This window comes from Psychroserpens algicola, from assembly GCF_014526325.1.
In the GTDB taxonomy this organism is placed as follows: Bacteria; Bacteroidota; Bacteroidia; order Flavobacteriales; family Flavobacteriaceae; genus Psychroserpens; species Psychroserpens algicola.
In genome coordinates this window covers 1152680-1173024 of record NZ_JACNMJ010000001.1, presented here as the reverse complement: position 1 = coordinate 1173024, position 20345 = coordinate 1152680, and the positions used below count along the sequence as shown (strand labels likewise).

Annotated in this window: 16 protein-coding genes, 1 tRNA gene and 1 pseudogene; 8 read left to right on the top strand and 10 right to left on the bottom strand. The window is 32.5% G+C overall.

Features of this window, described 5'->3' with window-relative positions:
- Positions 1-2 precede the first annotated feature (2 nt).
- The 8 genes from H7350_RS04940 to H7350_RS04905 form a co-directional block, all read right to left on the bottom strand.
- A complete protein-coding gene (locus H7350_RS04940; protein ID WP_204344749.1) occupies positions 3-1220 on the bottom strand; it encodes a TolC family protein in 1218 nt (405 codons plus the stop codon).
- Positions 1217-4945, bottom strand: a complete 3729-nt coding sequence (locus H7350_RS04935; RefSeq protein WP_204344748.1) for an efflux RND transporter permease subunit — start codon at positions 4943-4945, stop codon at positions 1217-1219. Before H7350_RS04935 ends, H7350_RS04940 begins: the two co-directional genes overlap by 4 nt.
- 111 nt (positions 4946-5056) lie before the next feature.
- Positions 5057-5470: an HYC_CC_PP family protein gene (locus H7350_RS04930; RefSeq protein ID WP_204344747.1), complete on the bottom strand. Its 414-nt coding sequence runs from the start codon at positions 5468-5470 to the stop codon at positions 5057-5059.
- Between the two features lie 89 nt (positions 5471-5559).
- Complete coding sequence (locus H7350_RS04925; protein ID WP_204344746.1) at positions 5560-6663, bottom strand: DUF4238 domain-containing protein; 1104 nt, start codon at positions 6661-6663, stop codon at positions 5560-5562.
- A 4-nt stretch (positions 6664-6667) separates the two neighbouring features.
- Entirely contained in the window at positions 6668-6910 is a 243-nt protein-coding gene (locus H7350_RS04920; protein ID WP_204344745.1) for a hypothetical protein, read from the bottom strand.
- Positions 6911-7108: 198 nt separating this feature from the next.
- Complete coding sequence (locus H7350_RS04915) at positions 7109-9796, bottom strand: DUF4365 domain-containing protein (RefSeq protein ID WP_204344744.1); 2688 nt, start codon at positions 9794-9796, stop codon at positions 7109-7111.
- A 78-nt stretch (positions 9797-9874) separates the two neighbouring features.
- Positions 9875-10078, bottom strand: a complete 204-nt coding sequence (locus tag H7350_RS04910; protein ID WP_204344743.1) for a hypothetical protein — start codon at positions 10076-10078, stop codon at positions 9875-9877.
- On the bottom strand, positions 10071-10442 hold the full coding sequence (locus H7350_RS04905; RefSeq protein WP_204344742.1) for a hypothetical protein: 372 nt from the start codon (positions 10440-10442) through the stop codon (positions 10071-10073). Before H7350_RS04905 ends, H7350_RS04910 begins: the two co-directional genes overlap by 8 nt.
- Positions 10443-10537: 95 nt before the next feature.
- On the opposite strand from H7350_RS04905, the gene H7350_RS04900 reads away from it, so the two are divergent.
- From H7350_RS04900 to H7350_RS17160, 3 genes and pseudogenes are all read left to right on the top strand, one after another.
- The gene (locus H7350_RS04900; protein ID WP_204344741.1) at positions 10538-11392 is read left to right on the top strand and encodes a hypothetical protein; all 855 of its coding nucleotides are present in this window, start codon (positions 10538-10540) and stop codon (positions 11390-11392) included.
- Positions 11393-11460: 68 nt separating this feature from the next.
- Entirely contained in the window at positions 11461-11613 is a 153-nt protein-coding gene (locus tag H7350_RS04895) for a hypothetical protein (RefSeq protein WP_204344740.1), read from the top strand.
- A gap of 4 nt (positions 11614-11617) precedes the next feature.
- Positions 11618-12391, top strand: a pseudogene (locus H7350_RS17160) (recombinase family protein); the annotation flags it as partial.
- Between the two features lie 733 nt (positions 12392-13124).
- Here H7350_RS17160 and H7350_RS04885 read toward each other — a convergent pair.
- A tRNA-Leu gene (locus H7350_RS04885) sits at positions 13125-13206 on the bottom strand.
- 144 nt (positions 13207-13350) lie between these two features.
- Here H7350_RS04885 and H7350_RS04880 point away from each other — a divergent pair.
- From H7350_RS04880 to pth, 3 genes are all read left to right on the top strand, one after another.
- The gene (locus tag H7350_RS04880; protein ID WP_204344739.1) at positions 13351-14292 is read left to right on the top strand and encodes a ribose-phosphate pyrophosphokinase; all 942 of its coding nucleotides are present in this window, start codon (positions 13351-13353) and stop codon (positions 14290-14292) included.
- A gap of 25 nt (positions 14293-14317) precedes the next feature.
- The gene (locus H7350_RS04875) at positions 14318-14977 is read left to right on the top strand and encodes a 50S ribosomal protein L25/general stress protein Ctc (RefSeq protein WP_204344738.1); all 660 of its coding nucleotides are present in this window, start codon (positions 14318-14320) and stop codon (positions 14975-14977) included.
- A 159-nt stretch (positions 14978-15136) separates the two neighbouring features.
- A complete protein-coding gene (gene pth, locus H7350_RS04870; protein ID WP_204344737.1) occupies positions 15137-15703 on the top strand; it encodes an aminoacyl-tRNA hydrolase in 567 nt (188 codons plus the stop codon).
- Positions 15704-15754: 51 nt separating this feature from the next.
- Here the strand turns inward: pth and H7350_RS04865 are convergent, their stop codons facing one another.
- Entirely contained in the window at positions 15755-17809 is a 2055-nt protein-coding gene (locus tag H7350_RS04865) for a T9SS type A sorting domain-containing protein (protein WP_204344736.1), read from the bottom strand.
- Between the two features lie 161 nt (positions 17810-17970).
- On the opposite strand from H7350_RS04865, the gene H7350_RS04860 reads away from it, so the two are divergent.
- Positions 17971-18969 carry a bifunctional riboflavin kinase/FAD synthetase gene (locus H7350_RS04860; RefSeq protein WP_204344735.1) on the top strand — a complete coding sequence of 333 codons (999 nt, stop codon included), beginning with the start codon at positions 17971-17973 and terminating at the stop codon, positions 18967-18969.
- Entirely contained in the window at positions 18962-20284 is a 1323-nt protein-coding gene (locus H7350_RS04855; protein ID WP_204344734.1) for an HTTM domain-containing protein, read from the top strand. Before H7350_RS04860 ends, H7350_RS04855 begins: the two co-directional genes overlap by 8 nt.
- Positions 20285-20345 lie beyond the last annotated feature (61 nt).

Sequence of the window (20345 nt, the reverse complement as noted above, 5' to 3'; positions counted from 1 at the left end):
GCTTATTGTATTAAATAATTAATTATAGTACTCTGAACATAGTAGGTCCTCACAGATTCAATCTGGTTCATTTGAAACTTTAATTGTAGTTCTTGAATATCCAAAACATCATTAAAATCAATCGTTCCTGTTTCGTAGCTTTTGATTAAAATGTCCTCTGCATCTTTAGCTTGTTTTAGGTTCTTGGTTTGAGTCTTATAACTTATTCTTGCAGAAATACGTTCATTAATCGCCTTGCTTAAAAGCGTTTCCAAAGTGTTTAATCGTTCTTGTTTTTGAGCTGTTATTTCTTGCTGTTGCAACTCATTTTGCTTGGTTTGAGATTTATATTTTTTATTAAAAATTGGGATTGACACCGAAACCATTGGCATTACAATATCTTTACCGTTATCCGAGAAATTCATATCAGGTCTTTCGGAAACATTGATATAGTCTAAGCCAAAACCAATCATAGGACTGCTTTCTTTTTGGTTTAATAATTCGGATTGCTCTACCGACTGATAAAGTTTATCGAATTTTAGTAATTCAGGATGTAATGCTAAATTTTCAGAATTAATTTCAAAGTCTTCTGAAGGCATCATTAAACTATCTACCACAGTAACAGCAGTATCATTTTTCCTGTTCAAAAGATTATTCAAATTCGTTTGTTCCGCTAAAAACTGTTGACTTAAAACATCTTTTAGTTGTTGCATTTCATTTTGACGCATTTGCAATCGCAATACATCTACAGCTGAAGCTTTGCCAACTTCAACCGAGGTTAATGCTAACGTTTCGTAGGTTTCCAATAGTTTAATATTCTCGCTTAAAACCTCTTGTTTTGCTTTATTAGCGTAAAGATTATAATAGGATTGTGATACAGAAGCCATCAATTTTCGCTTTGCAATAACAATGTCTTCATATTTTGCATCAGCCAATGAACTCACATAATTTTCTCGTGAAGCAATTGTACCAAACCACGGTAACATTTGTTTAGCCGATACTTTAAAGCGTTGTGCTCCTGTTCGGGTTTCTGGTTCGCTTACGAAGTAACCCACGCCAAATTCGGTATTAGGAATGGTATTGACTTCATTTACTTTTTCAGAAGCTCTTTTGTATTGCAATTCAAATTTTTGAATTTCAGGATTATTAGTTAGAGCTTCATTAATAAGTGTTTCTAATTGCTGTGCATTAGAGACACTAAAAGTTAATAAACCTATGAGTATATAAATTATTCTTTTCATTTGTTTGCTCTTTTCAATTTAAACTCTTCTCTCCAGCTATATAATACTGGTACAATAAAATAAGAGGTAATGTCTATAACCATGCCTCCAAATATTGGAATTGCCATAGGGATCATAATATCACTTCCTTTTCCTGTGGATGTCAATACTGGTAACAGCGCCAAAATGGTAGTTACAGTAGTCATTAAACACGGACGAATACGTTTTTCGGCTGCTTGTAAAGCGGAAGTTCTTATGCTCTTTTTATCCAAAGGTTTTTCACGCTCAAAAGTTTGCGTGAGGTATGTTGCCATAACGACACCATCATCTGTTGCAATACCGAATAGGGCTATGAAACCTACCCAAACCGCCACACTTAAATTGATGGTTTTCATATTGAAAAGGTCTCGCATATTCTCTCCAAACAAACTAAAATTGAAAAACCAATCTTGACCGTATAACCATATCATTATAAAACCACCTGCAAAAGCAACTGTTATTCCTGTAAAAACCATGAGTGACGTAGTAACAGATTTGAATTGGAAATATAGAATCAAGAAAATAATAGCAAGTGCTAATGGAACGACAACAGAAAGCGTTTTTTCTGCTCGTAACTGATTTTCATAAGTGCCTGTAAATTTATAGCTGATGCCCTTTGGAACAGATAATTCTCCTGAATCTATTTTCTGTTGAAATAAAGCTTGCGCATTTTCAACAACATCAACTTCTGCAAACCCATCTAATTTATCAAACAACACATAGCCAACTAAAAAGGTGTCTTCACTTTTTATGACTTGTGGACCTTGCTCATACCGAATCGTCGCTAATTCACTTAATGGAATAGGACTTCCTTTTTCAACAGGAATATAGATGCCTTTTATATCTTCTGGATTACCTCGTAGCTCTCTAGGGTATCGCACTCTAACAGCATAGCGTTCTCTTCCTTCTACAGTTTGAGTAATAGCCATACCGCCAATTGCTACTTTCAGCACACTTTGTACATCTTCTATAGATACACCATAACGTGCTATTTTTTCTCTATCAATATCAATAAGTAAATAAGGTTTCCCTACAATTCTATCTGCAAAAACAGCTTGCTCTTTTACACCTTCTGCTTGTTTAAGAATGGTTTCTAGCTGCAATCCAAACGCTTCAATTTGTTTTAAATCTTGTCCTTTTACTTTTATTCCCATTGGTGCACGCATTCCTGTTTGAAGCATTACCAATCTGGTTTCTATCGGTTGTAATTTAGGTGCAGAAGTAACTCCTGGTAATTTGGTAACTCTAACTATTTCATTCCAAATATCATCAGGACTATTAATTTCTGGTCGCCAATTACGATAGAATTCGCCATCATTATCTTCGATAAGTTGAGCATGTCTAACTTTTGTAAAAACAACATTTTCGGAATTATTAGGATTGGCGATAAATGTTCCATCTTTCAACTCAAAAGCACCATCGTCATTTACTTTGTAACGTTGTCTTTTTCCTTTTGAGTTACGCATGTATTCAGACTTATACTGAATCATGTTTTCGTACATAGATAAAGGTGCAGGATCTAATGCAGATTCTGTTCTACCAGACTTTCCTACTACGGTTTCAATTTCTGGAATGGTGGCTACAGCCATATCTAATTGCTGAAGCACACGTTTATTTTCCTCAACACCTGAATGTGGTAATGAGGTTGGCATTAATAGAAAAGAGCCTTCGTTTAAAGATGGCATAAATTCTTTTCCTGTATTGTTCATAATCCATCCTCCAGAAACAAGCACAGTTGCTGGAATAATTAAAAACAAAAGTTTGTTTGCTAAAGCCCAGTTTAAAATCTGTCCATAATAACTTCTAAAAATTGAAAATATTCCTAAAATTCCGAAGCAAATAATAGCTACAAAAATAAGATTGACTAAAATACTTCTGTCAAAGCCTAGTGGTCTCCAATATTCGGCAAGTAAAAAAATAATGGCAGTACACGAAATAATAATATTTACAAGATTGCTGTTTTTCTTATTTAGTTTACCCAAAACTCCAAGTAAACCTGTAATACCAAAAGCAATTAAAATAATCCCTAACCAATATCCAGTAACCATAATTGCTATTCCAGCAATTATTAAAGCACCATTTATGATGTATTTAAATGACTTTTTAAATGATGTTTTTCTGAATAAATAAGCTGCTAATGGTGGGATTAGGAATAAGGCAATAACCAAAGATGCTGATAACGCCATCGTTTTGGTAAATGCTAATGGTCTAAACAATTTTCCTTCTGCACCAATCATTGTAAATACAGGAACAAAGCTTATAATTGTAGTTAATACCGCAGTTAAAATTGCTCCAGAAACTTCGGCAGTCGCATTATAAACTACTTCATTCGTAGTTAACTCTGTGCCATCTTCTCGTAATCGTAATTTGTCATCATCGAGATGGCGAATCATATTTTCTGCGAGAATGACGCCTACATCTACCATAGTTCCAATTGCAATAGCAATACCAGAAAGTGCTACAATATTGGCATCTACGTTAAACAGTTTCATGGTAACAAATACCATTAATACTGCAACAGGCAACAATCCAGAAATTAAAATAGAAGCTCTTAAATTGAAAACCATAACAATAATAACCAAAATGGTAATTAATATTTCTAGTGTCAACGCTTCATTAAGCGTGTCTAATGTTTCTTCAATAAGCTCGGTACGATCATAGAAAGGAACAACAGTTAATTGAGATGTTCGTCCATCTGCCAATACCTTTGAAGGTAATCCGCCTTTCAGCTCCTCAATTTGCGCCTTTACATTATTAATGACTTCCATTGGATTTGCACCATATCGTGCCACTACAACACCACCAACGACTTCCGCACCTTCTTTATCCAATAAACCTCTTCGTGTTGCTGGACCTAATGATACTTTACCAATGTCTTTAATCTTAATTGAAGTAAAATTCTCTGAAGTAACTACAGCATTTTCAATATCTTCAACAGATTTCACATAACCCAAACCACGTACTAAATATTCAGCTTGATTAATTTCTATAGTCTGCGCACCAATATCTTGATTACTACTTTTAACCGCTTTTACAATCTGGTTTAAACTAATGTTATATTGACGCATCAGCTCTGGATTGACATCCACCTGATACTCCTGTACATAACCACCAATGGAAGCGACTTCAGAAACACCGCTTGCAGTAGTTAAAGCATATTTCACATAGTAATCTTGAATGCTACGCAGTTCGTGTAAATCCCAACCACCAGTAACATTTCCATTTTCATCTCTACCTTCAAGAGTGTACCAAAATATTTGTCCCAAACCTGTCGCATCTGGTCCCAATGCAGGATTAACACCTTCTGGTAATAATCCACTTGGTAATGAATTGAGTTTTTCTAGAATACGACTGCGACTCCAATAGAATTCTATATCTTCTTCAAAAATGATATAGATACTTGAAAACCCAAACATAGAAGAACTACGAATGGTTTTTACTCCTGGAATACCGAGTAAAGAAGTCGTTAATGGATAAGTGATTTGGTCTTCTATATCTTGTGGCGAACGACCATCCCACTTTGTGAATACAATTTGTTGGTTTTCTCCAATATCTGGAATGGCGTCAACCGCTACAGGGTTGCTTGGCAAAAATCCTGTATCCCAATTAAATGGTGCGTTTACAGTTCCCCATCCAACAAAAAGGACGAGTAGCAGAACTGCTACGAGTTTGTTTTCTATTAAAAATTTGATGCTTTTATTTAGCATTAGCTTTGATTATTAAACAGTTAGACATTGGCGTTAGGAAAACACCGAATACAGCAAATTATCCTTATGATATTATAAAATCATAGGATAAAACAATCTATTGTTTAAAAATCAAATTAAATAAGTCTCGTCAATCTTGAAGATTTCCTTTATGACGAGTGGTGGTTCGTATTCTTCAAAAGAAGATACATTGTTATCTAAACCTTCAAAAAGGTTAATATAGGTATAAACAAATGAAGCGATGAATACTTGTTGTTCAAAAGAAATTTTGTCAACTTGTAATTGTAGTTCGTCTTGACCATCAACTACCAATTGTTCATCATTACAACAATTCTTTTTTGTAATAGAACAACCTTCAGTTGAAGGATTATCCATTTCCATTCCGCATCCTTCAGCTTTATGGAACATAGCAGTTTCTACCAAAGTATCTCCACAATAATGCATATTGAGCGTAAATGACATTGTAGAGAGTAACACTACAAAAGCCATTGCCAAAGACATTGCTTTATGGAATACTTGTTTCATATTGAGTACAAAGGTATAAAATTTTAACAACTCCTAAATTTTGTTTAACAGAAGTTTAGATATAAAACTGCAAAAAACAAATAACCAATTTACCACTTACCCATTTTTGATAGCACCTTTTTGTACTTCAACATTTGGATATCGTCTTTACAATATGGATGTTCTAAAAGTTCTTTAAGTTTACCTATAAACTCTTTTGAAACAAACCCTTTTTTCTTTAAAACATCAAATAAAACGAGGGCTTGCTCTGCCCTGTATTTAGCTTTTTTCAAAAACTCTTCTCCATTGTCTGGGTTTTCATAATGGTTTTGAATATCAAAATGTTTATCAATATCTCCTTTGTATGCTACTAATAAGTTTTCAGCATTCTGTTGTGTAACGCCATTTGTTGTAAATACATAGTCTCTGTCTTGAGTAAGTCTATTAATTCTCGTTTGTCCATCTGCGTAATCATTAGGATGAATCTCTAAATAATGTGTACGATCCAAGGGTAAAGTAATAACTGCTTTGGGATCATATAAACCTTGAAATTTATTAGTTTCAAAATGCCTAATTGAAACTGGATTATCGCAAGTAATTATTGGCGCATTTGAATCTTCTATTTTAATTACATTTATTGTACAATCGTATTTGTATTTAACAAAGTTTCCCCATTGTTCAAGGTGGTTAACTAAGAAGGCAGTTCTTGAACGTTCATCGTACTGTTTTTTAACCTCCTCTATTTCATCAATATGAAATTTCATTTTCTCTCCAAATAAATTCATTTTTATCAAACCATGTTCATTTGCTGTATGAACTGCCCTATCAAAGATTTGTTTATTCATACCTTTTTGAAGATTTAAAATTCTTGGTGTACGAAAATATAATGATAGACATACATATAGTATTTGAATTTTTTGCTCTTGACTAACTGTCAATACCTTTTCATCAACAAGTAATTTATATATTTTTGGAAACTCGCTATCAACATTTTCAGCATAATGTTTTTCTAAGGCGTATTTTACTTCATCTGATTCAGCAGGAATTGTATAAATGTTTTTTTCAAAACAAATATCTTTTGTGCTTATTTGCTCTAAAAGCATATCATTGTCCATTTTATAAACATCGACAAAATGATTTCTTTTTCTTCCTTCAACTGCAAAGTTCTTTAAATATGAACGTGGTATATAATGTTGCTTTATTGGATTTGACATTATTCTATTCTTTTGTTGAGACTTCTTGTTTCATTAAAACTCGCCACGTTAAAGGAAAAGGTTGGCTTTTGTAGTGCCTACTTGCAACGTGAGCAACAATATCTTCTTGAATAACCTTTTGGACATTCCTGCTATACTCTTTTAAATTAAGTGGAAAATGTTCTTGTTTTGGCCAATTTTCAAGTGGTTTAATTCTTTCCTTTCCAAAGTCTATATTGTATTGCCCTTTTTGTTGATTTTCAAACATATAAGTCTAATTTACAACAAACTACTAATAAAACTAACAATCAAATGAATAGTAATAGGCGCTTTTACTATTTTAATACTAATTCAAAACATTTTAAAACGTTTTCTAAATGCATTAACTTGAATTAAAGTGTATTGAAAACTAGTAATCTAATTAAGAATAGAATGATTGAGATAAATTTGTTAAATATAGAATTGCTTATGCTAGCATATTAAAATAAATTTTTGCCACACCTTCAATGTAGTTTTCTTTTAAAGATTTTTGAATAATTTTTTTCATTTTTTTTGATTTATTAAAAGCCTTAAAATAGGAATCCGTTTTATGTTTTAAGATCCAGTAAACATCAAAGTTTGTGTAATCATATCCCTCTAAGTTCATTAGCCAATCATAATAATTTTTAGAATTAGTTTTTTTTGAGAGCTTTCTTAACTTTTTATCAAAGGGCATGTCAAAATGATACATTAAGTTTATGACTTGATCAAGTCTGTAATTATAATACCATGAGTCCCCAATAAATGATTTTATTCTTTCGTCCTTTTTAGTGTCGTCAGGAACATTCTCTATAAACTTATTAAATAATTCACTATCAAAATCTATAACTTCATAAATTGTATATAAATAGAAGAAATCTGGGTTAAAAATTAATTTTAGTTCCTCTTTAATAATTTTTCTAATGTTTTTTTGAGTACCACTATCTAAATTGTCAATTATTAATCCTATTGCTTGGGCAGTATCATCATCTTTCAATAATTCATCCTTGCTAAAATCTGATGTCCCTACAAACTCTATCAATAGGTTTCCAACCTCTTCTTCAGTGCCTATTTCTGAGAATAATCTAATGCTCGAAGAAAATGCTGATGAATAAATGTAATCGTGTGTTTTAAGTAGTGATATTATTCTACTCACATTTTCCTTATTTATATCTCTCTGAAAATTCACTAATTGATAAATAGCATCATCATTTAAGAAACTTCTGCTATCCATTGTTTCAATAAAATCTAGTAAAGTTTCAATTAAACTATTTATGTTTTTTGAATTTAATTCTACTCTGGATAGTATTAGAATCATGTTAGATGTTATAAGTTCTACCTTATCTGTAAACAAGTAATTCTTTTCAGTTATTGCGTTTTTTATATGTTCGCTTGATTGAACTATGTTGTTAGTATATTTACTAAATTTAATATAGAAATTGTCTTCTTTAACAACATTGAGACTTTTGAGTTGGTATTTATGTAGTAAGTGATTTGTTTGCTTAAAATCTGCATGGAATAGCCACATAATCATAATTATTATGTCGAATTCTTTGTAATTTGAAGATGCAGGATTTTTTAATGTGTACAAGGCAATAAAGCCTTCTAACACCTTATTAGCTAAAATCTTATACTCATGAAAGCTATTAAATATAACATAATTAAATTCTAAAAAACACAAGGCCCTTAAAAAACCTACTTTTAATTCTGAAACTTTAGAATTGGAAAAACGACCTCCCAGTTTATCTTGAAAAGAGATTTTTTGAATTTCGGTTAAAAGGTTGTCAACTTTTCTAAATGAATTATCGAAATATGCATCATTCTTAAATTGATTAAAAAACTCTAAGAAATGAGGTGCATAATTAGATACAAATAACTCATCAAGTTCAAAATTCACTCCATCAAGCTCTTTTTCGATATCATCACTATCACTACCAGAATAATTATATTTCAAGAACCTCTTTAAATGGATTAAGTTGTATTTAGTAACAGTGTAAATAATTGGGTTATTCTCTTTATGAGAATCATTATTTAATTTCTTAAAGATGTTTATAGATTTTTTAAGATCTCCAAGAAGATAATAAGTATAACCCTCCCTTAGTCTTTCTAAATTATCTCTATCTTCTATAGTATTTTCAAGTATAGATTTTGCTTCAGCGAAATTTAATCTATCATAATTACAACGTTCACAATTACAATCACCATATGTAAAAAGGTAATGAACGCATATTCTTTCCTTACGTTTTTTCCCGTTCCATTCTAAATGATAAATAGTATTTAATTTAAAAAAGTCTATTATAGCTTTTAGTTTTTCTTCTTGATTCTCTACAAGACTTCCTTCACTAAATCTTAGTTCATCTTTGACTAATTTTATTTCATAAATTAAATTAAAAAAATCTTCATTATCTGTTTTAAAAGTAGAATCATTAATATAACTTTTGTAATAAGAACCACTAATTGTTGGAATTCTTCTTATAATACTAGTAGGAATAACAGGTAATTGAAAAAGCTGAAGAGTTTCGTATACACTATCAATAATGTGTAGGCCTTCTGTTTTAGTTTTTATCCAATTGTAATCTGCTTTAAAGTTGAACTTTTCCTTATGTTTTCTAATTTGACTTCCTTTAGAGTAACTAATGTCTTTCAGAAATAAAGAGAAGTTTTTAGAATTTAAAATGTTTTCTGGCGATATGTATATCTGAAGTGTCTCTTTTTCTTCTTTGACTTGTTTTTCAATTCTTTCAGGAATTAGGTTATCAAGCTGTATTGAATACCAATAAACCAAGCCTTTATTTATATCACAAAGAGTAAAGATAAGAGGCTCATTAAGTTCAAAATAAAAGTATTTAGCGTGTCGAACTTCAAGTTGAAACGAAATTTTATTAATTTCGGGATGTCCTTTTTTTGTGATTGGTGATACTTCTGTGTCAGTTCCCTTATTTTGATTTAAAAGTAGAAATTCATGTGAATCAGTTGTTCTACTAAATACCTCAAAGAAAAAGTCAATACCTTTCTCTTCTCCTTCAGTTGACGGATTCTCACCTAGTTTTAAATTATTCTCTTTGAAAAGCTTTCTTAATTGCCCTTTTAGAAGATCATCTGCATCTTTTTGTATCTCTCTATTATCTCGTTTCATTAGACAAATATAAAGACCTTTAATCAAAAGAAAACTCTCTACTCAAAAAACAAAAGCGAGTTATGTTATTAGCTCACTTTAGTTTTTAGTTTCTGTTGATTTATCAGTGATTTTATGATAATATAAGTACAATAAAATTCCACAAACAAAAACACCGCTAGCAATCAATCCATATTTCAAATACACATTCTGTGATTCTATCTCTTTAACATGAGACACTTGTACCAAATCAATATCTTGAGAAGTCAAAATTTGAATATTATGTAAATCTATATCAACCATTTTTTATAATTTTATAGTAGTTCTCGTCCAAATTGATATAATAAAAGTCATAAATCGCATAATAGTATTTATCTTTATTTGGGTCGTTATGTAAATGAGTAAAAACAGAAAATGAAAAACCTGCTCCTCTCAAATATTCTTTGTGAACTATCTTTTCTTGTTCATCACCAAGAATTTGATTAAGAATATCATAGTTCTTTAATAAGGGTTTATTTATGGATGCTAAACGTTTTCGTTTTGAATTGTTTTTTTGATTGTGATAAGCAATTCTATATCTATCATTAGCAAAAACTTGATTCGTTCGCTTGGGAGCAAACTCAACGCCGCTATATGGACATATCCGTTTTTCAATATCTGTTTTCATCTGACTTTAAATAATTAATGTAAAATTAAAAATTTATATTTACAATACAGTCATTTTTGATATATAATATTTACATTTGTGTAAATTTACAATTTATGAATGACGAATCCTATGTTCGATTTGGGGAACTACTCTATAAAAAATATATACTCCCTAAGCATTTAAACATCGCTTCAAGACAAGTAACGTATTGGAAAAGCAAACATATACTACCTTACTTTGATGATCAAAAACATGGTAAAATGAATATCCCTCAAGCTATTTGGATGGCTATTATCAAAGAATTATCAGATATAGGAATAGACTCTAAAAGGTTAGCTATATTATCAAAAGATGTTTGGTTTCAGCCAAAAGAAGATAAATATGCTGATGATGTTATAAAGAAAAACTTAAAATCAAAAAGAAGTGGATTATCAACTTCTGCTAAAGCGGTTTTAGAAAGTCAGCTTTCAGATGATATCTTAATGGATACTTTGAGAAAAGAATTAAACCCTTTTACAGATATGCTAAAGTCTTGCCTCATGAATAGTAAAGAGCCACACTCTATAATCTATATCCCAAATACTGGTGAACATCATTTTTTACAAAATAATAATGAGATCTTAGTAAAGCTAAACAGCTTATATTCAAACGATTCAATTATTTGTATTCCCATTTTAGGTAAACTATCTAAAGTTGTTAGTTTTGATTTAAACTCTCCAGAAAAAAATCTTAAGTATCTCTCAGATATTGAAAATCAGATAAGAGATATTGTCATTTTTAAACGCCCAAAAATTGTAGAGATTGCTTTTGATGACAATCATATCAAGCCAAGAGTTATTACCGAAAAGCATATTAAGCAGGACGAAATAGCAGACTTTTTCTTGAAAAATAAAATACCAAAGGGTACAAAACTATTAATAGATGTCAGATCCCAAGACAATTACAAATTAACTTTAATTACCAAATAAAGAAATGAATATAAATGTAGCACTCAATCAGTCCCTGAAAACACAGCCTGGTTTTATCCCGAACAGAGATGGACCAGAAATCAAGTTTTCATTTAGAAGCAAAACAAATACTAAACGATAATAATCCAGAACCATATACAGACCTCGAAGTCATTCAAGTTTTAGAAGTATTAGAGGTGTTTACTGATATCATTTATCATAATATGACACAAAATAGATAGTCTTATGAAAAACGCAATTCTTTATGTAAGAGTCTCAACAGATGAACAAGCTGATAAAGGGTTTTCTTTGAGAGATCAAGAACAGAAACTATTGAACTATTGCAATACCAATAACCTGAATGTACTTTCAATTTTTAGAGAAGACCATTCAGCCAAAACATTCAATAGACCTGAGATTAAAAAACTCATTCAATATTTAAAAGCTAACAAGCTCAAAGCTGACCAAATTCTATTCACCAAATGGGATCGTTTTTCAAGAAACACTACTGAATCTTATAATAAGATTAAGGAATTTAACGAACTAGGGATTATTGTAAACGCCATTGAACAACCATTGGACCTATCGATCCCAGAGCAAGGTTTGATGTTAGCCGTATATCTATCTATGCCAGAGGTTGAAAATCATAGACGTTCTTTAAATGTGATAGCTGGTATGCGACGTGCCTTCAAAGAAGGTCGCTATGTGGTTTCCCCTCCTAAAGGCTACGATATGGGTCGAGATGACCAAAGCAAGCCTATATTAATTCCTAACAATGATGCTATCTTTATTAAAGAAGGTTTTGAGCTACTAAGCAAGGGCATATATTCCCAGAGAGAAGTACTTCAAAGATTGAAAGACAAAGGGTTCAATACTAGTAAATCCGCATTTGGAAGAATTATCAGAAATCCTATATATCATGGCGATATTCACTTAAAAGCTTTTAAAGATGAGCCTGAACAGGTTATTAAAGGTATTCACGAACCTTTGATTTCAAAAACCATATTTAATATGGTTCAATATCATATTGATGGTGGTAAAAAACAATATAAAGTCGCTCATAAAAAAGTGAACGAAAAATTCCCTTTAAAAGATTTCGTTTTATGTCCGAGTTGCCATAAGCCACTGAAAGCAAGTAGTTCAAAAGGTCGCAATCAATACTATTCTTATTATCACTGTGCAAAACCATGCAATACAAGATATAAAGCCGAAGATGTTGAAAATTGGTTCAATAATTTTCTTGGAGGTATTTCATTGAATACTAATGCTCGAAAATTATTATTTAAAATGATAGAAAAACGATTTAAGGAACAAACTAAATCGAGTAGGCTTAGTCCTAAGCATTATCAGGAAGTAGATTCATTAGAGCAAAAGTTAATTAAGTTACAAGATCTTTATTTAGATGGTGAATTTGATAATACAGAATACCGAAATGCTAAAGAGCGTTATTCAAAGAAACTCAACCAACTCAAAGAAAAGCAGGAAAATTTGAATAAGTCAAATAAGGTTTTATCTATTTATAAAAATGGCTTAGAGAAACTTGAAAATTTTGATAATCAATTCATTAATAGCGATATAGATCTCAAAAGAAAACTCTTGGGTTCAATCTTCCCCGAAAAATTCCAATTTGTGAATCATGAGGTTCGAACCGAAGATGTCAATCCTATACTTTTAAAGATTTCTATTATTAACAAAGGTTTGAAAGGGAATAAAAAAAGGGACAAATCAAATAAATCTGATTTGTCCCATGAAGTACTCAAGGTGGGAATCGAACCCACACTTCCGAAGAAACTGGATTTTGAATCCAGCGCGTCTACCAATTCCGCCACTTGAGCAATTTCGGACTGCAAAATTATAAAATAATTTATTAGAATCAATTAAAAATAGTAGGTTTTATGCTTTTTCAGTCCAAATAAATTCCTAAATTTGCACCTCGTTAAAATAAAGCGTGTTTAGTAAACACAAATAATTTATTACCAATGCCAAGCGGAGCTACAGAAGCAAAAATTTTTGCATGCGGACAAAGTAAAGAACTTGCTGAGAAAATAGCAGTGACTTTTGGTGCGCCGTTAGGTAATGTAATTACCTCAACTTATAGTGATGGAGAATTCCAACCGTCTTATGAAGAATCTATAAGAGGTACACGAATTTTTATTATTGGCTCAACGCATCCTGGTCCAGAAAATTTAATGGAAATGTTGTTAATGATTGATGCTGCAAAACGTGCATCGGCAAGACATATTACAGCTGTACTTCCATATTTTGGTTGGGCAAGACAAGATCGTAAAGACAAGCCCAGAGTGCCCATTGCTGCAAAATTAGTAGCTAAAATGCTAGAAGCTGCAGGTGCTACACGTATCATTACAATGGATTTGCATGCCGATCAGATTCAAGGGTTCTTTGAAAAACCTGTAGATCACTTATTTGCATCAACCATCTTTTTACCTTATTTAAAATCTTTAGCACTAGACAACTTAACGATTGCATCACCTGATATGGGTGGATCAAAAAGAGCTTATGCCTATTCTAAGGCATTAGAAAGCGATGTTGTTATTTGTTACAAACAACGTGCAAAAGCTAATGTAATTTCTCATATGGAATTAATTGGTGATGTTACGGGGAAAAATGTGGTGCTTGTTGATGATATGGTTGACACAGCGGGAACTTTAACGAAAGCTGCAGATTTAATGATAGAAAAAGGAGCACTTAGTGTGAGAGCTATTTGTACGCATCCTATCTTATCTGGAGATGCTTATAAGAAACTTGAGAACTCTAAACTTCAGGAATTAATAGTGACTGATTCTATTCCTCTTAAACAAAAAAGTGAAAAGATAAGAGTTTTAAGTTGTGCTAATTTATTTGCCGAAGTCATGCATAATGTGCATTACAACAAGTCAATTAGTTCTAAATTTTTAATGTAATTTAATATTAATATAAACACAAACAATGAAATCAATTACAATCAATGGATCTCAAAGAGAAAGCGTGGGCAAAAAGTCAACAAAGGCCTTACGTAATGCTGGTCAGGTTCCTTGCGTATTATACGGAGGAGACCAAAACGTGCATTTCTCTGCACCAGAATTGGCTTTCTCAAAACTTGTATACACGCCTAATGCGCATACAGTTGTGATTGCCTTAGACAATGGAGACACTTACGATGCTGTTTTACAAGACATCCAGTTTCACCCTGTAACCGATAGAATCTTACACATAGATTTCTACCGTTTATTTGAAGACAAAGAAATTGCTATGGACATTCCTGTACATATCATTGGTACTTCTAGAGGTGTTCTTAATGGTGGTGTTCTTCGTAGAAACAGACGTAAATTAAGAGTTAAAGCTTTACCTAAAAACTTACCAGATTTCTTAGAAGCAGATATTACGCCTCTTAAAATCGGTGGAAAACTTTATGTAACAGCCTTAGAAGGTGAAGGCTATAAATTACTTCATACAGATAATACAGTTGTAGTACAAATTAAAACTGCTAGAACTGCTATTGTTGATGATGAAGATGAAGATGAAGATGAATTAGAAGAAGGAGCAGAAACTACTGCAACTGATGGAGGAGATGCTCCTGCGGCAGAAGGGTCTGAAACTCAGGAATAAATCACTTACATTCTTTTAAATACAAAAGCATTCTATTTATTTAGAATGCTTTTTTATTTTTGAATACATAAATTATTAATACATTCTGCTATCTGGACGTTTATATGTAACCTGTTTAATTGGAACGCAACACCTCATCCTATTGCGCATGAAAATCCTATGAAAAAATTTCTTATCGTCGGACTTGGGAATATTGGTGAAAAATATGCCAATACCAGACATAATATTGGCTTTAAAGTTTTAGATGCTTTAGCTGAAAAAGAAGATTTAAAATTTGAAACACTTAAACTTGGAGATGTTTCCACCTATAGATTTAAAGGACGAACTTTTATACTTTTAAAACCGAGCACCTATATGAATTTGAGTGGCAAAGCTGTACTCTACTGGTTAACAAAAGAAAAAATCCCTTTAGAAAACTTACTCATCATTACAGATGATCTCAATCTTCCCTTCGGAAATATCAGATTAAAAAGCAAAGGTAGCGATGGTGGTCATAATGGCTTAAAGGATATTCAAGACAAACTACAAACTACTAAGTATAACCGATTTAGATTTGGTATTAGCGACCAATTTAGTAAAGGCAGACAAGTAGACTACGTTTTGGGTGAATGGACAGAGCTTGAGTCAGAAAAATTACCCGAACGATTGGATAAATCTATTGAGCTTATAAAATCATTTGGCACAGCAGGTGTAAACAATACCATGAACTCATTTAATGGAAAATAAAAAAGAGAGGCAATTGCCTCTCTTTTTTTATCTTCGAATTAAGTCATAACACTATTCGACAATAATTTTTCTGGTAGTTTTCTTTAATCCATCACTAACAGTAACTAGATACATTCCAGATTGTACGCTATTTAAATTCACTACTTCTCTAAATTCAGAAGTGTTTACATAGCTATTAGAAAAAATTTGTCGTCCTCTAATATCAAATACATCAATATTAATATCTTCGGTAGAAGACGAGTTTAGTAAAATTGTAAATTCTCCCTTATTTGGATTAGGGAATATTGAGAACTCATCGCTTGAAAAATCAGAAACACTTAACTCTTGTTCCGTACATATTTCCAACTCAAAATTCATCAATGAACCACCATCCTGATTAGCATCATCAAAAACAGTTAAAACCCAATCACCTGCAGACATTTCACCATAAATCAGTGATAAGTCTCCTTCAGGAATAAATGAACCTGTAAAAGGAGCTGTCCCACTTGTGATTGGAGTTGCAGCTTCCTGATCAAAAACCGTATTGGTATAGTCGTCAGCACCAGCAGCACCATTATCAGAGGTTAATTCTACAACTGTTCCGTTTGGACTAGTTAAAGTTATATCTAAATCGTTGACCCAAGTATGCGTAATATCAATCGTTACATTTACATCTAATATTGGTGCATCAGGCACAACAGTAATTGTCGAAGTAATCGTAGGTGTTCCAGAGGCTGAAATTGCTATAGGCGTATCAGTCGCTGTATATGTGTTACATTCAACACAGTTATTAGATAGTAATACATCTATTGATTTTGTTACTGTATTTGAAGTTCCTGTAACTGTAATAACGTAATCCCCTAAAGCACTTCCAGATAAATTATTAATGGTCATTGTGAAATCACCATCATCACTTCGTGACGTTGGATTAAATGTCACAGTAGTTCCTGCAGGTTCACCTGTTGCTGAAAATGTCGTATTCTCTGCAAAATCTTGTATAGTGGTATAAGAAAAATTAAACACCGCTTCAGTATCTGTCGCAGGACAACTATACACTTCACTATCATTGGCAGCAATAATAAATGTTGGCTCTACTGGATCACATACACCTGGTTTGATTGCTGGGGCAATAACACTAGCTACATAAGCATCTACAGCTACCATTTGCTGAGGCGTAAACATATACATACAGGCGTCGTTTACATAATCCATATAATTCATCGATAAAATATTTTCCGTAGGGACGCATGCAGTTAAAGATCCTGCAGATGGACAGTTATATGTTTCCTGACCTGTGTTAGGTGTATCAGTAAAACCATCATCTGCTGCACAAGAAGGCCCTCCAGGTCCCCAAGGATGATTTAAACTATAAAAATGTCCTAATTCATGCGTTACAGTACGTCCTAAGTTAAATGGAGCTTGTGGTACAATACCAGACCCAAAACATCCAGAACCTGTACCAAAAGCACCTAAATTCATAACAACTGCGCCACCATTAGCAAGGCTACCTCCTCCTGGAGAATATCCTAAAAGGCCGCCGATATTTTTTACTACAAAATTCATATATCCAATCCAGTTTGAATCTTGCTCAGGGAAACCAGATCCATTTGCAAAATTATAACCTATTGTAACTGCAGGCTCGCCTTCAAGCAACTCTGGGTCAACAATCATACCTGTGCTTCCATCAACTGGATGGTTAGATACAGCCAAACAAAATTGAATATTTGCAGATCCTGGTTGTAACCCTGGATAAAATGCACTCGCTGAAGCCCATTGAGAGATATCAGCATTAGTTGCTGAATAATCAGCGTTTAAAACATCTACCTGGCTTTGAGCAAGAGCAACTAAACAAGCTCTGTCGGCTTCGTTTCCAGAAGGAAAGTGTACTGCAACAGGAATTACAATAGTGCCTACACCTCTTTTACTTAAATCGCCATTTTGACGTCTAGTAAGTTCTGCTTTAAACTTCTTTTGATTTTCTTTGTATTCCTTCGCTAATACTGGATCTTTCAGCATCTCTTCCATATACTCATCCATTCCACAAGTTCTATTTTGAGAATAGCTACTCATAGCGCAAACAAGCATAATCACAGCGAAAATTGATTTAAAAGTAAAGTTCTTTTTCATATTATAAACGAATAAATTAAACTGTAATAGGTATAAAATTTTTCCAAATCTAATGAAAATTAGAGATTTTATTAGGTTTTCTTTAACAAAAACAGAACATTAACAATAAATAAGCACCTCAAACTGAGACTTATTGGGCATTGTTTTCTTTAAAATTTATTATGACCTTAAAACTGACCTTTTTTTTATGGATTATAGGTTTATCGTTATTTTTACCAAAAAAACAAGGATTGAATTTAAACGCTCCCAATACTAAATATAAAAATGGCTCTGTTATAACCATTGGAACTTTTGATGGTGTTCATATCGGACACCAAAAAATTATTAAGCGATTAGTCAAAACCGGATTAGAAAAACACCTAAAATCTGTGGTTTTAACTTTTTTCCCACATCCCAGAATGGTTTTACAACCCGACTTTAAGTTACAATTACTCCACACTATTGAAGAGCGGCAAGATATTTTATCTCAATTTGGTTTAGATGATTTAGTTATCAAAGAATTCACTAAAGACTTTGCTAATTTGTCTGCCTACGATTATGTGAAAAAAGTGCTTGTTGATGAACTCAATGCCAAACATATAATCATTGGATATGACCATCACTTTGGAAAAGACAGAACCGCAAATATAGATGACCTCAAATCTTTTGGCAAAGTATTTAACTTTACTGTCGAAGAAATTTCTGCTCAGGATATTGCTGATGTTGCTGTGAGTTCTACCAAAATCAGACAAGCCCTTCAACATGGTGATATAAAAACCACAAACACCTATTTAGGATACCCTTATTTTTTAACAGGTAAAGTCATTAAAGGTAAAGGACTTGGAAAAACCATCATGTTTCCAACGGCTAACATCGCTATCGAAAAATCTTATAAACTTATTCCTAAACACGGTGTTTATGTTGTCAAGTCAACCATCGATAAGCGCACTGTTTTTGGTATGATGAATATTGGAACTAATCCAACATTTAACGAAACCAAACGATCTATTGAAGTTCATTTTTTCAACTTTGACAAAGATCTTTATAATGCTGTATTAAAAATTGAAATCCTACATCGTTTACGTGATGAACAAAAATTTGAATCTGTAAAGCAACTTCAGTCACAACTTGAAAACGACAAAATTAATGCTCTAACATACATAAAAACGCACCATGAATAAATTCTTATTTAAACATATCGACAATAGTGCTCTCATTGTATTTAGAATCCTCTTTGGTGCTTTAATTTTTCTAGAAAGTGTTGGTGCAATCTTTACTGGATGGCTCAGGCGAACATTAATCGAACCTCAATTTACATTTAACTTTATTGGTTTTGATTGGTTACAGCCTCTTCCTGGTCAATGGATGTATGTCTATTATGTTATTATGGGATTATTTGGAATTGGCGTTATGCTAGGATATAAGTATAAAATGAGCATGCTCGGATTTACATTGTTGTGGGCAGGCACGTATTTTATGCAAAAATCCTCATACAATAATCATTATTATTTTTTAATGATTTTAAATGCAATCATGTGTATTTTACCTGCTCATAGATATGCCTCTCTTGATGCAAAATTCAACCCGAAAATAAAAAGCATTTCCATGCCTAATTGGTGTCGCTGGATATTTATTATCCAGTTATTCATTTTATACAGTTATGCCTCTATAGCCAAAATGTACCCAGACTGGTTAGACCTGAGTGTTCCTGAATTATTGATGAAAGCCAAAAAGCATTATGCGCTCATCGGAAATCTGCTTCAGCATAAATTTATGCATTACCTTATTGCCTATGGCGGTATTTTATTTGACGGTCTTATCATTCCTTTATTATTATGGAAACGTACGCGTAAAATTGCCTTTTTCGCTTCTATATTTTTCCATCTATTTAACTCCATTGTTTTTCAAGTTGGCATATTTCCGTATTTATCATTAGCATTTGCAGTCTTCTTTTTTGAACCAAAAGTCATTAAAGGCCTATTTTTAAAACAAAAACCCCTATATACTGATAATAAAATCAATGTTCCTGGCTACGCTTCAGTGTTTAAAGTTGTATTTGTACTCTACTTTATTATTCAAATAGCATTGCCTTTACGTCACCATGTCATTGCAGACGATGTCTTATGGACTGAAGAAGGTCATCGCATGTCCTGGCGAATGATGTTGCGATCCAAACGAGGAAAAACCAGTTTCAAAGTGGTTGACAAAGCAACTAATAACGTAACAGACATACGACTTAGCGAATACCTTACAAGAAAACAAATAAGAGCTGTAAGTGCTAAACCCGATTTTATGTGGCAATTTGCAAAACGTTTAAAGCAAATTTATGCCGAAAAAGGAATAGATATCAAAGTATATGTTTCTGCTTATATCAGTGTAAACGGAAAGCCCAGCAAGCAACTTATTGACCCGGAAGTCGACCTGGCCAATGAAGAATGGAATCACTTTAAACATCACGATTGGATTTTACCTTCAAATCGAGACGAGAATAACTGACAATTCCTTAAATTTGGCCTTTCAAAAAATACTCATCAGCACCATAAGTCTGATGTAAAAA

Bases quoted from the DNA above. Each gene is read 5' to 3' on its own strand.
- H7350_RS04920 (WP_204344745.1), bottom strand. From the start codon at position 6,910: ATGTTTGAAAATCAACAAAAAGGGCAATACAATATAGACTTTGGAAAG.
- H7350_RS04910 (WP_204344743.1), bottom strand. From the start codon at position 10,078: ATGGTTGATATAGATTTACATAATATTCAAATTTTGACTTCTCAAGAT.
- H7350_RS04935 (WP_204344748.1), bottom strand. From the start codon at position 4,945: ATGCTAAATAAAAGCATCAAATTTTTAATAGAAAACAAACTCGTAGCA.
- H7350_RS04865 (WP_204344736.1), bottom strand. From the start codon at position 17,809: ATGAAAAAGAACTTTACTTTTAAATCAATTTTCGCTGTGATTATGCTT.
- H7350_RS04880 (WP_204344739.1), top strand. From the start codon at position 13,351: ATGCCAAGCGGAGCTACAGAAGCAAAAATTTTTGCATGCGGACAAAGT.
- H7350_RS04930 (WP_204344747.1), bottom strand. From the start codon at position 5,470: ATGAAACAAGTATTCCATAAAGCAATGTCTTTGGCAATGGCTTTTGTA.
- H7350_RS04855 (WP_204344734.1), top strand. From the start codon at position 18,962: ATGAATAAATTCTTATTTAAACATATCGACAATAGTGCTCTCATTGTA.
- pth (WP_204344737.1), top strand. From the start codon at position 15,137: ATGAAAAAATTTCTTATCGTCGGACTTGGGAATATTGGTGAAAAATAT.
- H7350_RS04905 (WP_204344742.1), bottom strand. From the start codon at position 10,442: ATGAAAACAGATATTGAAAAACGGATATGTCCATATAGCGGCGTTGAG.
- H7350_RS04875 (WP_204344738.1), top strand. From the start codon at position 14,318: ATGAAATCAATTACAATCAATGGATCTCAAAGAGAAAGCGTGGGCAAA.
- H7350_RS04940 (WP_204344749.1), bottom strand. From the start codon at position 1,220: ATGAAAAGAATAATTTATATACTCATAGGTTTATTAACTTTTAGTGTC.
- H7350_RS04900 (WP_204344741.1), top strand. From the start codon at position 10,538: ATGAATGACGAATCCTATGTTCGATTTGGGGAACTACTCTATAAAAAA.
- H7350_RS04915 (WP_204344744.1), bottom strand. From the start codon at position 9,796: ATGAAACGAGATAATAGAGAGATACAAAAAGATGCAGATGATCTTCTA.
- H7350_RS04860 (WP_204344735.1), top strand. From the start codon at position 17,971: ATGACCTTAAAACTGACCTTTTTTTTATGGATTATAGGTTTATCGTTA.
- H7350_RS04925 (WP_204344746.1), bottom strand. From the start codon at position 6,663: ATGTCAAATCCAATAAAGCAACATTATATACCACGTTCATATTTAAAG.
- H7350_RS04895 (WP_204344740.1), top strand. From the start codon at position 11,461: ATGGACCAGAAATCAAGTTTTCATTTAGAAGCAAAACAAATACTAAAC.